This window comes from Polynucleobacter rarus (assembly GCF_003072505.1).
GTDB lineage: Bacteria > Pseudomonadota > Gammaproteobacteria > Burkholderiales > Burkholderiaceae > Polynucleobacter > Polynucleobacter rarus.
Map to the genome: position 1 here is coordinate 2,615,684 of NZ_NTGB01000001.1, position 13,574 is coordinate 2,629,257.

The 13,574-nt window shown below is 36.7% G+C and carries 13 protein-coding genes; 1 reads left to right on the forward strand and 12 read right to left on the reverse strand.

Going from position 1 to position 13,574, the window contains the following annotated elements; all coding sequences use genetic code 11:
• Window positions 1-16: 16 nt before the first annotated feature.
• The 12 genes from AOC35_RS12690 to dnaA form a co-directional block, all read right to left on the reverse strand.
• Window positions 17-844 carry a TSUP family transporter gene (locus tag AOC35_RS12690; protein ID WP_245898509.1) on the reverse strand — a complete coding sequence of 276 codons (828 nt, stop codon included), beginning with the start codon at window positions 842-844 and terminating at the stop codon, window positions 17-19.
• 8 nt (window positions 845-852) lie between these two features.
• Window positions 853-1,815, reverse strand: coding sequence for a branched-chain amino acid ABC transporter permease (locus AOC35_RS12695; RefSeq protein ID WP_108647540.1), 963 nt, complete (start codon window positions 1,813-1,815; stop codon window positions 853-855).
• Window positions 1,815-2,699, reverse strand: a complete 885-nt coding sequence (locus AOC35_RS12700) for a branched-chain amino acid ABC transporter permease (RefSeq protein ID WP_108647542.1) — start codon at window positions 2,697-2,699, stop codon at window positions 1,815-1,817. Before AOC35_RS12700 ends, AOC35_RS12695 begins: the two co-directional genes overlap by 1 nt.
• An 8-nt stretch (window positions 2,700-2,707) precedes the next feature.
• On the reverse strand, window positions 2,708-3,904 hold the full coding sequence (locus tag AOC35_RS12705) for an ABC transporter substrate-binding protein (RefSeq protein ID WP_108647544.1): 1,197 nt from the start codon (window positions 3,902-3,904) through the stop codon (window positions 2,708-2,710).
• 24 nt (window positions 3,905-3,928) lie between these two features.
• Window positions 3,929-4,630 (reverse strand): ABC transporter ATP-binding protein, encoded by a 702-nt coding sequence (locus AOC35_RS12710; RefSeq protein ID WP_108647546.1) that lies wholly within the window; start codon window positions 4,628-4,630, stop codon window positions 3,929-3,931.
• Window positions 4,627-5,391 (reverse strand): ABC transporter ATP-binding protein, encoded by a 765-nt coding sequence (locus AOC35_RS12715; protein ID WP_108647548.1) that lies wholly within the window; start codon window positions 5,389-5,391, stop codon window positions 4,627-4,629. Before AOC35_RS12715 ends, AOC35_RS12710 begins: the two co-directional genes overlap by 4 nt.
• 73 nt (window positions 5,392-5,464) lie before the next feature.
• Window positions 5,465-7,075 carry a GMC family oxidoreductase gene (locus AOC35_RS12720; protein ID WP_108647550.1) on the reverse strand — a complete coding sequence of 537 codons (1,611 nt, stop codon included), beginning with the start codon at window positions 7,073-7,075 and terminating at the stop codon, window positions 5,465-5,467.
• 4 nt (window positions 7,076-7,079) lie between these two features.
• The gene (locus AOC35_RS12725) at window positions 7,080-7,310 is read right to left on the reverse strand and encodes a DUF3717 domain-containing protein (RefSeq protein ID WP_108647552.1); all 231 of its coding nucleotides are present in this window, start codon (window positions 7,308-7,310) and stop codon (window positions 7,080-7,082) included.
• A gap of 6 nt (window positions 7,311-7,316) precedes the next feature.
• Window positions 7,317-7,802 (reverse strand): SET domain-containing protein, encoded by a 486-nt coding sequence (locus AOC35_RS12730; protein WP_108647554.1) that lies wholly within the window; start codon window positions 7,800-7,802, stop codon window positions 7,317-7,319.
• Window positions 7,795-10,296, reverse strand: a complete 2,502-nt coding sequence (gene gyrB, locus AOC35_RS12735; protein ID WP_108647556.1) for a DNA topoisomerase (ATP-hydrolyzing) subunit B — start codon at window positions 10,294-10,296, stop codon at window positions 7,795-7,797. Before gyrB ends, AOC35_RS12730 begins: the two co-directional genes overlap by 8 nt.
• 14 nt (window positions 10,297-10,310) lie before the next feature.
• Window positions 10,311-11,426: a DNA polymerase III subunit beta gene (gene dnaN, locus AOC35_RS12740; protein ID WP_108647558.1), complete on the reverse strand. Its 1,116-nt coding sequence runs from the start codon at window positions 11,424-11,426 to the stop codon at window positions 10,311-10,313.
• Between the two features lie 273 nt (window positions 11,427-11,699).
• Entirely contained in the window at window positions 11,700-13,166 is a 1,467-nt protein-coding gene (dnaA, locus tag AOC35_RS12745; RefSeq protein ID WP_108647560.1) for a chromosomal replication initiator protein DnaA, read from the reverse strand.
• 254 nt (window positions 13,167-13,420) lie between these two features.
• On the opposite strand from dnaA, the gene rpmH reads away from it, so the two are divergent.
• Window positions 13,421-13,555: a 50S ribosomal protein L34 gene (gene rpmH, locus AOC35_RS12750; RefSeq protein ID WP_108647562.1), complete on the forward strand. Its 135-nt coding sequence runs from the start codon at window positions 13,421-13,423 to the stop codon at window positions 13,553-13,555.
• The last annotated feature ends 19 nt before the right edge of the window (window positions 13,556-13,574 follow it).

The window sequence follows — 13,574 nt, forward strand, 5'->3', positions numbered from 1 at the left end:
AAGAGATGATAACACTTTAATAATGTTTCACGTGAAACAAATTTTTATCAGTTACTAATTGTAACCAATGATAGGAGTCATTTGATGTTTTTAAGATTAAAAGCACAACCACCAAAATGAATACTTTTCTAACAAGCAAGCTGCCTTTTGCTATAGCTAGGCGACTACCAAAAAAACTACCCAATATATTAAAAAACATCATCCAAATAGCAACACCCCAGCTAATATGACCCGTAGGTATAAACAAGGCTAAGGCAGCAAAATTAGTGATACAGTTAATTACCTTTGTCGCAGCAGCGCCATTGATAAAGTCAAACCGAAGAAAATGTACAAATAAGAACATGAGGAACATACCTGTTCCAGGACCAAAAAAGCCATCATAAAAACCAATAGTTAACGTGCCAATAATTAAAATCAAGAACTCTTTACTTGTGAAAGTAAAGGCTCGATGCTCAATCCCCATACTTTTATTAAAAAGAGTAAAAATTAATAAAGCAATTAACAGAGGGGGTAAGGATTGACGAAGGAAATCAGCAGATATCTGGGTAACTGCCCAGGCTCCCAGGAAAGATCCAACTAAGGCACAACCACCACCTAATAATAAAACCAACTTGGGAAGTCTAACAGTAGCTAAATACTTCTTAGCAGCAGTTGCAGTTCCTCCTAAAGAAGCAAGTTTATTGGTTCCAAAAAGGGTTGCTGGAGACTCATTAGGAAATGCCACAAACAAAGCGGGGACTTGAATTAGACCACCACCTCCAACGATGGAATCAATAAATCCAGCGATAAATGCAAGGAGACCTAGAAAAAAAATAGAAAATTCGAAAAGATCAATAAAAGACAAAATAAGGACTATTTAATCTTCGCAAGAATTTCTCCCACGATACCTTTACGAAACAACATAACGCAGATAACAAATATTAGACCAGTGACAATAGTAACTGACTCACCAAGTGTTCTAAACCATTCAATGTTTGTAAGGTTAAAGATAGAGAGCCCAATATCACCAACTTTATGTTCTAAAACGGTAATAACAACGGCACCAACCACTGGACCAATTAAAGTTCCAACGCCACCAACCAGGGTCATCAAAATAACAAGACCTGACATGGACCAATGAGCATCAGATAACGTTTCAAAGCCCATCATGAGGGCCTGCAAGCTTCCAGCAAGACCAGCTAAGGTGCCAGACAAAACAAAAGCAAGTAGTTTAAAACGGTTAACCTCATAGCCAAGCGATATCGCTCTGGGCTCATTTTCTTTAATGGCAAATAAGACCTTACCAAAAGGAGATGAAACAACCCTAGCAATAAGAAGCATAGCAAGTACTGTAAAAAACAAGAAAACAAAGTACATATTCAAGTCATTATTTAAATCAATAACACCTAAGAAAACACCCCTTGGTATTCCTTGCATTCCATCTTCACCGCCAGTAAATTTTGCTTGTAAGAAAATGAAATACAACATTTGGGCTAAAGCCATCGTGATCATCGCAAAATAAATCCCTTGACGGCGAATAGCAAGGCTACCCATAACAAAGCCAAGAATTGCGGCAAAAAAAGTTCCTGCAAACAAACCCACCTCAGGTGGAAACCCTAGATCTCGAATGAAATAACCACAAATATAACCAGCTCCACCAAGAAAAGCAGCATGCCCAAATGATAATAGGCCTGTGTATCCTAATAACAAATTGAAGGCGGCAGCAAACAGTGAAAAGCATAAAATCTTCATCAAGAAGATTGGATATAAGATAAAGGGTGCTAAAAGAGAAAACCCAAATAACACAAAATAAAGTAATTTACTTGATATTTTCATTAACTCTCTCGACCAAATAAACCCGCTGGACGCACTAAAAGAACGATAGCCATAATCACAAAAACAACAGTACTAGAAGCCTCTGGATAAATAACTTTTGTAAACGCCTCAATCAGTCCAAGCCCAAGGCCTGTAAAAATAGAACCTAAAATCGAACCCATACCGCCAATTACAACAATCGCAAATATTGCAATAATTAAGTTTGAGCCCATTAATGGGGATACTTGAATAATCGGTGCAGCTAAGACACCAGATAAAGCAGCTAAAGCAACACCAAAGCCATAGGTTAATGTCACCATCAAAGGAAAGTTAATACCAAAAGCTTGAACTAATTTCGGGTTCTCTGTACCAGCTCTTAAATAAGCACCCAATTTTGTTCTCTCGATAACAAACCAGGTTCCAAAACAGACAACCAGGGATATCAATACAACCCAAGCTCGGTAGATAGGTAAGAACATAAAGCCTACATTAATAGCGCCGGTAAGGGCCTCTGGGACATTGTAAGACATCCCAGATACACCATAAAAAGATCTAAAGACGCCCTCTAAGATTAGAGTCATACCAAAAGTTAAAAGCAGACCATATAAATGATCTAATGCATATAAATGCTTCAATAATATTTTTTCGATCAATACACCAACAATACCAACCGACAAAGGGGCCAAAATTAACATCTGCCAGTAAGAAATATTAAAGGCAGTCAAACCAATCCAAGTGAATAATGCCCCCATCATAAACATCGCTCCATGAGCGAAGTTAACCACATTCAAAAGGCCAAAAATCACAGCGAGACCAAGACTTAGCATGGCATAAAAGCTACCATTCACCAGCCCCAACAGGAGCTGGCTAAGAATAGCAGAAACAGGAAGACTAAATATTTCCATTAAATCAATTACTTAACTAAAGAACACTTAGATTCAGCAAGGGTATTAAATGCTTTCTCACCCGGGACCTTGTTAATAACTTTGTAATAGTCCCAAGGCTTAGTTACCTCTTCAGCTTTTTTAGTTTCGAACAAATACATGTCATGAACCATAGTTCCATCCTTACGAATATATCCACCCTTAGTAAATAAATCGTTAATTTTCATTTTTTGGAGTTCAGCCATAACTTTGTCAGGGTTGTCCGTACCAGCAGCTTTAACCGCCTTGAGGTAAGTTAACATTGAAGAGTAATCCCCGGCATGAACAGAAGTCGGCATACGCTTCATTTTTTGAATAAACCGACCTGCAAAAGCCCGACTCTCGTCATTCAGGTCCCAATACCAAGCTTCAGTCGCCAACAATCCTGCGGCATTTTTAATACCAATACTATGAATATCTGTGATGAAAACTAATAAACCGGCTAGTTTCATTGTTTTATTAATTCCAAATTCTGCAGCAGCCTTTACAGAATTAATCGTGTCTCCACCGGCATTAGCCAAACCAAGAACTTGTGCTTTAGAGCTTTGTGCTTGTAATAAAAAGGAAGAGAAGTCGCTTGCGTTGAGGGGGTGTTTAACAGAGCCTAATACTTTGCCACCATTATCAACCACAACCTTCGTTGCATCCTTTTGTAATTGCTCACCAAAAGCATAATCTGCTGTTAAAAAGTACCAATTTTTATTACCCTTATCTACCATGGCTTTGCCAGTAACATTTGCCAAGGCAATCGTGTCATAAGTATAGTGAACAGTATACGGTGAGCATTGCTCATTTGTAAGAGCAGAAGTTCCAGCACCATTATTAATATATATGCGTTTCTTTTCTGACGTTACTTTAGCGGTTGCTAAAGCAGTACCAGAGTTCGTACCACCAAACACTACATTAACACCCTCTTGATCAATCCACTCACGCGCTTTTGAAGCTGCGATATCTGCTTTATTTTGATGATCAGCATATAAAATTTCTACCTTACGACCTAAAACGCTGCCACCAAAGTCAGCAATCGCCATTTCCATTGCTTCTTTACCACCAATACCGTCAATATCAGAATATAAGCTAGCACCGTCAGTAATAAAACCAATCTTAATTGGTTTGGTATCAGCTGCAACAACTAAATCGGTTGCACAAAGCAATATTAAAGCAGAAACTATTTTTTTAATTTTCATAAATATCCTTACTGTTTAGATTAATTAAACACCCAAATAACTATTAAGTAATTCAGTTTTCTGAGCCAATTCACTACTTAAAACGGTTTCAACAACTTGACCATGTTCTATTACATAATGTCGATCCGCAAGAGGAGCCGCGAATCGAAAATTTTGCTCTACCAAAATAATGGTGTAACCTTTTTCACGCAAATCTCGAACAACTTGACCCAATTTTTGAACAATAACAGGTGCAAGACCTTCCGTAATTTCATCCAGCAGCAATAACTTTGCACCAGTTCTTAGAATCCTAGCCATCGCTAACATTTGTTGTTCCCCGCCACTCAAACGCATACCTGGACTGTTACGACGCTCAAACAGGTTAGGAAACATATTGTAAATCTCATCTAAGCCCAAACCTCCAGCCTTCACTACTGGAGGAAGCATTAAATTCTCCTCAGTAGAAAGGGTAGAAAAAATACCACGCTCCTCAGGGCAATAACCAACTCCTAGACGAGGGATCGTATAGGTATCCATGTTAATTGTTTCTTGGTCATAAATCTTTATAGAACCAGTTCTTTTACCAGTAAGCCCTAAAATTGCCCTCAAGGTACTAGTGCGCCCAGCACCATTTCTTCCAAGAAGGGTAACAACCTCTCCTTCTTGAACAGATAAGTTAACGCCATGCAATATGTGGGACTCCCCGTACCATGCATTAAGATTGCTTATTTCAATTGCAAAACTCATGCGTTTTCCTCCGATGAGCCCATGTAAGCCTCGAGAACTTGTGGGTTTTTAGAAACCTCAGCATAAGAACCTTCCGCTAGTACAGCCCCACGTTGTAAAACAGTAATCTTATCGGCAATCGTAGATACAACCTTCATATTGTGTTCAACCATCAACACCGTTCTTCCTTTAGCAACGGTTTTGATGAGGTCTGTAACCATCATTACATCCTCATGACCCATTCCTTGGGTTGGTTCATCTAGTAACATTAAAGACGGACTCATCGCTAAAGTAGTGGCAATTTCTAAGACCCGTTTTCTACCATAAGGTAAATTGACCGTTAGTTCATCAGCAAACTCATTAAGACCAACTAGACTTAACAACTCCATCGCCCTACCGTTTAATTGATCAAGAGTTGTGGATGATTTCCAAAATGAAAACTCTACCCCAAGTTCCTTTAATAAGGCAACCCTGACGTTATCCAAAACAGACAAATGAGGAAAAACTGCAGATATTTGAAAAGACCGAATAATCCCTAAACGAGCTATCTGGGCAGGGTCTTTAGCGGTAATATCGGAACCCTTGAAAAGAATGGTCCCACTACTTGGAATATGAAACTTTGTAAGTAAATTAAAACAGGTTGTTTTTCCAGCACCATTAGGACCAATTAAGGCATGAATAGAACCTTCTTCTACTTTTAAATTAACGTCATTAACAGCAACGAAACCTTTAAAAGTCTTAAATAGGCTTTTGGTTTCTAAGATGTAATTGGATTTATTCATAGGTATATATTATCTACAATATTACATATTACGCGAGGTATTTAGAGACTAAATTAATAGGGGTTTTTACCAACTAAACGGTTCGTAGTAACTCTGCGACCCTATATGCCATCATCATAGTAGGAGCAGCTGTATTACCTGAGGTTATAAATGGCATTGCAGAAGCATCAATAACACGCAAACCATGAACACCACGAACTCGAAGCTCCGAATCTAATACTGCACTATCGTCACTATTAGCCCCCATTTTACAAGTACCAACAGGATGAAAGATCGTGGTTCCAATATCCCCAGCAGCTTGAATCAATTCGTCATTAGAAGTTAAATGAGCTCCAGGTTTATATTCTTCAGGCTGGTATTTTTTTAATGAAGTTTGTTGAACAATCAATCTCGTGGTTTGAATAGATTCAATCGCAACTGTTTGATCAAAGGAGGTAGATAAGTAATTGGGATTAATCTTGGGCTTAGCTGAAACATCGGCTGAACTGATATGAACAGAACCACGTGAAGTTGGACGCAAATTACAAACGCTTGCCGTAAATGCATCGAAGGCATGTAGGTCTTCTCCAAACCGCTCTAGGGATAAAGGCTGGACATGATATTGAATATTTGCTCTAGGATGATAGTCAGCACTCTTAGTAAAAGCGCCTAATTGTGATGGTGCCATAGACATGGGACCACTACGATTTAAGAGGTACTCCAAACCAATTAAACCTTTACCAATAAGTGAGCTCGATTTAGTATTTAAAGTAGAAATTCCCTTTACTTTATAAATCATTCGCAGTTGAAGGTGGTCTTGAAGATTTTCACCAACACCTGGAGCGTGAACGAGAGTATCGATACCCAAAGACTGTAAATGATTACCTTGACCTATACCAGACCTCTCTAAGATTTGAACAGAACCAATTGAGCCAGCACTCAAAAGAACCTCTTGATTAACTTGAGCTGTATGCGAATGATTAGCTCCGATAAAGGATACGGATTTTGTTTTTTTTGTTATAGGATCAATGTTAATTTTGTCAACTAGGGCTCCCGTAATCAAGGTTAAGTTTGGCCTCTTCGTAGCCATCTTTAAAAAGGCTTTAGAAGCATTTAACCTAAATCCCTTTTCTTGATTTACGTCAAAATATCCAATACCCGAATTATCCCCACGATTAAAATCGTCAGTATCCTGAATACCAAACTCATTAGCTGCTTGCTTAAAGACGTCTAAGACTCTCCAATTAAGCCGTTGACGACTAACGGTCCAAGGACCTTTATGACCATGCCATTCATTACTACCACCATGATAATTTTCAAAAGCTTTAAATCGTTCTAAACAGTTTTTCCACGACCAAGAATTGTCATTTGTTAACGAAGCCCAATTATCGTAATCTTGTTGTTGACCTCTCATATAAATCATCCCATTAATGGAGGAACTACCACCAAGAACCTTTCCTCTTGGGTATAAAAGAGATCGTTGATTTAAGCCAGGAGATGGTTCAGTTTTGAACTGCCAATCAGTTCTAGGATTATCAATACAGTACAAATAACCAACAGGAATATGAATCCATAAGTAATCATCTTTTGCTCCAGCTTCAAGAAGCAATACTCGGTTTTCAGGATTTTTTGTTAACTGGTTTGCTAATAAGCAACCAGCACTCCCAGCACCGATAATAATGAAATCGAAAGCACCATGATCCATAAAACTATCCTTTTGTATTACTAATTTCTAGAAGGTATCTGTTCCAAGCATCCAGTTCTTTTGATTCTAAATTATCGATTGAAATCCTTTGAGCGCCTTGCAAAATCAAAATTGCATAGGGCTTTGCCAAAGCAGATGCTTCTTTAGATAACACTAAAGAATCCCCAACGGAAGGAGATTTATTGCGCCAAAAATTGATAGCGTTTTCTAATTCGGTAAGAGTAATAAATAACATAGTATTTTATTTCTTAGCTAACATTGTCCTACGGCAATTTTTTTGCCCACAATGGCATTGATAATTCAATTGTTCTTCTTTAGTGTGTTCTGCATCCAACTCTAAACCATAATCGTAAAACAATTCTTCATCTTTATTAATCGATTTTTTTGCAAAAATAAAAACCCTAAGTTTATTATTTTTATCTTTAATCTCTTTCGTTTCACAATTGGGTTTACAGGAGTGATTGATCCATTTTGCGACGTTACCGTTAACGTTTCCATCTATAACTTTAGCATTAGATAATGAAAAGTAAAACGTATGAAAAGGCTGCAAGGGATCATGAGGGTGTCTTTTTATAGCTTCTTTCCAAGAGATTCTTTGACCAAGATATTCAACAATGCACTCGTTCTTTTTAATCTTTTTAAGACTATAAACACCACGACCATGAATAGCAGAATCTCTAACTTCAATAGAATCTGAAGAAAGAGTTTCTGGAATTTTTTTAGACATCAATATTTTTTGCAATTAAAGCATTAGATTCTATAAAGGCTCTACGTGGCTCAACATCATCCCCCATTAATGTAGTGAAGGTTTGATCGGCAAAAATGGCGTCATCAATTTGAACTTTTAATAGAGTACGGGTATTCGTGTCCATGGTTGTTTCCCAAAGTTGACTTGGGTTCATTTCACCGAGACCCTTATAACGTTGTCTAGAAACGGTCCGCTCAGCTTCGCTAATTAAAAATTCGATTGCTTCTTGGAAATTAACGACCGATAACTCTTTAAATGACTTCTCAGGATCACCACGTAGAACTTTAGAGCCAATGCCAATTTTGCCGCCAACTGAAGTAGAAAAAGCCTGAATAGCTTCGTAATCAGAACCAGAAACAAAATCTGAATTAATAAAAGAAAGTTTTAAATTACCATGAACCCTTCTTGAAATTAATAAACGATAGCGTTCTGTTCTCTCTTCAAGTTGAACGGTTATTTCAAGATTTTGACTATTGTCACCCAAACGTTGATTTAAGCCCTGCTTTAATTTATTAGCAGAATTTAAAGCTTCCTCTTCTGAATCCAAATTAATAGTAATGCCTTCACTAATGACTCTAAGAACATCAGAATCAAGAATTCGCGAAAGACGCTCAATTACACTCTGGGTTTTGTAGTAAAGATTAGTCAAATCTCTCAACTCATCTCCAGCAAAAACCTCATTATTTTGATTAGTAATATGAGCTCCATCTAAAGCAATAGTTACAAGATAATCAGTTAAAACACTATCATCTTTGATGTATTGCTCATTCTTACCATGTTTAACTTTATATAAAGGTGGTTGTGCAATGTAGATGTGGCCACGTTGAATAAGCTCAGGCATTTGACGATAAAAGAACGTCAAAAGTAAAGTTCTAATGTGACTACCATCCACGTCAGCATCGGTCATAATAATAATGCGATGGTAACGAAGTTTGTCAATGTTGTATTCGTCAGCACCAATCCCTGTGCCTAATGCTGTTATTAGCGTAACAACTTCTTGACTGGCTAACATCTTGTCAAAACGTGCTTTTTCTACGTTTAATATCTTTCCTTTTAATGGAAGAATTGCTTGAAACTTTCTATCGCGTCCTTGTTTAGCTGAACCACCCGCTGAGTCACCCTCAACGATAAATAATTCAGACTTTGATGGATCTTTTTCTTGGCAATCTGCTAATTTTCCTGGAAGCCCTAAACCATCTAAAACACCTTTTCTACGCGTTAAATCACGAGCTTTACGAGCAGCTTCCCTAGCACGAGCAGCTTCTATGATCTTGTCACAGATTTCTCGAGCATCAACTGGATTTTCTTGAAGATAAGCGGATAAACTACTAGAAACAACGTCCTCAATAGGACCTCTTACTTCACTAGATACAAGTTTATCTTTTGTTTGGCTAGAAAACTTAGGCTCAGGTACCTTTACTGATAGGATGCAAGTTAGTCCTTCCCGCATGTCATCACCAGTTACCTCAACTTTTACCTTTTTCGCGATACCGTTTTCATCAATATATTTATTGATAACCCGCGTCATTGCAGCACGTAAACCAGTCAAATGGGTACCGCCGTCTCTTTGTGGAATATTGTTAGTAAAACATAAAACCTGTTCACTGTATCCATCATTCCATTGCATAGCAACTTCAGAGGTAATCATTCCACCGACTTCAGCAGCTTTTTCACCGATCGCGTAAAAAATATTTTTATGTAATGCGGTTTTTGATTTATTGATATATTCAACGAAGCCCTTCACACCACCAGAAAAAGCAAAATCTTCTTCTTTACCGGAGCGTTCATCAACAACACGAATATGAACACCATTATTTAGAAAGGATAATTCACGAATTCGTTTTACGAGAATTTCATAGTGAAACTCAACTTTGCCAAAAATCTCTTCATCAGCGGAAAAGTGGACTTCAGTACCTCTCGTATCAGTTGTACCAGTAACTGGTATTGGGGAAACAATTAATCCGTTTTCTTCAACAATGGTTCTATTTTGAACAACACCCCTAGCAAACTCTAAAAAATGAGTTTTACCGTCACGCCTTACAGTTAATCGTAACCACTTTGATAATGCATTTACACAACTAACACCAACACCATGAAGACCGCCTGATACTTTATAACTATTCTGGTCAAATTTACCACCAGCATGTAGTTCAGTCATGACAATTTCAGCCGCACTTCTTTTCGGATCATGCTTATCATCATATTTAATTCCAGTCGGGATGCCCCGACCATTGTCAATAATAGAAATTGAATTATCTGTATGAATCGTTACGGTGATTTCAGAACAATGACCAGCAAGTGCTTCGTCAATTGAGTTATCCAAGACCTCAAAAACTAAATGATGAAGACCTGTACCATCGGAAGTATCTCCAATGTACATGCCAGGTCTTTTTCTAACTGCTTCTAACCCCTCTAAAATTTGGATGGAAGAGGCACTATATAAATCAGTTACAGATTGGTTTTCGATGGTCATGTGTTCTTATTAGATTAAATACGCATTGGCATTACGACATACTTGAAATTTTCATTATCAGGTATGGTGATGAGGGCACTAGAATTAGAATCTCCTAAATTAATTTGGACGCTTTCATTCTTAACATTTGATAAAACATCTAGTAAATAAGTTACGTTAAATCCAATATCTAAATGATCACCATCATAGGAGGTTTCAATTTCTTCTTGAGCTTCTTCTTGTTCAGCATTCGTAGATTGAATGGTAAGTAAGTTCTCTTTAAGTGAACAACGAATACCTTTAAATTTATCCGTTGTTAAGATTGCAGCTCTTTGCAAGGCGGATTGGAAAATCTCTCGGGGAACAACAAAAGAATTTTTATGACCTTTTGGAATGACCCTTTGATAATCAGGAAATTTTCCTTCAACGAGTTTAGATAAAAGTTCTATCGTACTAAATTCAAATTTAATTTGAGTTGGACTAATAGAAATATTTAAAGGGGCATCAATATCCTCTAAGAGATGTTGGCATTCTAAAATCGTTTTTCTAGGAACAATCACTTCTATCTTATTGGATTCACCAACTGGCGGGTTTTTAAGAATAATTTGACCATAAGCTAAGCGGTGACCATCTGTAGCAACAGCAATTAATTTATCACCTTCTAAAACAATCAACATACCATTTAAATAATAGCGGATATCTTGTTGAGCCATTGCAAAATGAACCTGGCTAATTAACTGTTTGAATTCTTTTTGAGAAATTTCAAATGTACGAACATTTTGATTGTTCTCCAACATGATTGGAAATTCACCTGAGGACAAAGTTTGAAGAGAAAATCTACTTTTTCCACTTTGTACAACCATACGGTTGTCTTTCATTGTTAAGCTGATAGGTCCTTCAGGCATCGCACGAAGAATATCTAAAAGTTTTCTGGCACCAACAGTTGTACTAAATTCGTCATCACCTACTCCAAAATCAGCAATAGTCGTTATTTGGATATCAATATCTGTAGAGATAAAAGAAATTGAGTCTTTATTCTTACGTATAAGTAAATTAGCAAGAATTGGTAATGTGTGACGTCTTTCAACAATTCCACTTACGAACTGTAAGGGTTTTAAAAGACTATCTCTTGTTGTACTGACCAGTTGCATATTCATTTTCCTGAATGATAATTTTTTGTTTAGTAGTAATAATAGGGAATCAAATTTCTGTGGATAAATCAATAAAACTATTTAAAACAATAACTTAATAAAATTAAAAGTTGTTGATAACTTCGGTATAACTAAAGAATAAATAATGAATAACTACGGTTATAACTCTATTTTGCATGAACATTACAAATTATCCACAAATTTTAAACAACTTATACATTAGTTGTTAACATACTTCCTCACAACTTGCTAACACGGTTATCCACAGCTATTTTAGGCTTTTAAAGTTTGCTCAAGTACGTGTAATTCATGGTTAAGTTGACTATCTAACGATCGTAACTCATTTATTCTTCTAACAGCATGTAAAACAGTAGTATGATCTCGTCCACCAAATAGCTCTCCAATTTCTGGTAGGCTCTTTTGAGTTAACTCTTTTGCAATATACATTGCTATTTGACGAGGTTTAGCAATATTAGCGGGTCTTTTTTTCGAATACATATCAGCAACTTTAATACCGTAAAAATCCGCAACGGCTTTTTGAATATTTTCGACCGAAATTTGTCTATTTTGTATTGATAATAAGTCTTTTAGAGCTTCTTTGGCTACGTCAATGGTTACTTCTTTACCGTGAAACCTAACATAAGCAAGAATTTTACGTAAAGCACCTTCTAACTCACGAATATTAGATCTTAGGTGTTTAGCAATGAAAAAAGCAACATCTTCAGACATAGGAACAAATTCAGCTTGTGCCTTCTTCATCAAGATTGCAACCCGCATTTCAAGCTCTGGCGGTTCAATTGCAACCGTAAGTCCGGAGTCAAACCTTGATATCAGTCGATCATCAATACCATCAATTTCCTTAGGATAAGTATCAGATGTAATGATTACTTGAGATTTATTAGAGGTCAATGCTTCGAAAGCATAAAAAAACTCTTCCTGCGTACGATTTTTCCCGCTAAAAAATTGGATATCATCAATGAGTAACAGATCTAAAGAATGGTAATAAGATTTAAATTTTTCAAAAGCTTTTTGTTGATAAGCCCTTACAACATCTGAGACATATTGTTCTGCATGTATATATCTTATTTTGGCATTGGGCTTTTGTTTTAAAAGATAATTACCAACAGCCTGAATTAAATGTGTTTTACCCAAGCCTACACCACCATACAAAAACATGGGATTGTATGAGGTGCCAGGGTTATTTGCCACTTGAATAGCGGCAGCACGAGCTAATTGATTCGCTTTTCCATTTACAAAGGTATCAAAAGTTAAAATAGGATTAAGCTTAGAAAAGTCCTCGACATTAATTTTGAAATTAATACTTTCAATACTGTCAATATCATCATCAGAATCACTAATAAGGATTTCAGCTTCAGGACTTTTGTTAATAAAATTACTAGGTTGATAGTCGTCAGCCTCTTTTATTGAACACGCTTGTGAGTCAACTATAAATTTAATTTGAGTGCCTGCGGGTAAAAAATTTTTAGCTATATCATTGATTTTGTTAGTGAACTGGTTTTTTATCCAATCCAACTTAAATTGATTTGGAACGGCAATAACAAAACTACTCCCCGAAACATCAAGGCCAATAGGTGCCAAAGGTTTAATCCAAGTCCTAAATTGCGAACTTGGCATCTCCCTTTCCATACTCAGGACAAAGGTATTCCAAAATCTTTCAGAGACAGACTCAACATTTAATGTTGCATCCGTATTAAGATTGCTGCCTAAGTGGTTAATCATAGATGTAATAAATAGAACTTTAAGAGTTTTAGATTGTATCGAATTTTAGTACTTATCAACAACCTTTAAGCCTGTGAAAAACCTGTGGATAACTTGTTAATAACATCTTTAAGTTGATAAAATTCAGTAATTTAGTCACAATTATGGAAAATAAAATAATTAATGTGTAGATTTAAATAAATTCTAAATTGACAGAACAAATAAAATAATGGAAAATAGTCGGTTCTCTAGTATTTTAACTGTGGTGAAATCAAATGAAACGTACATATCAACCTTCCGTAACACGCCGTAAACGTACTCACGGCTTTCTTGTTCGCATGAAAACTAAAGGCGGACGTAAGGTATTGAACAGTCGCCGTGCAAAAGGCCGTAAACGTTTAGCTGTTTAAATTTTACAGTTAAGTTGTT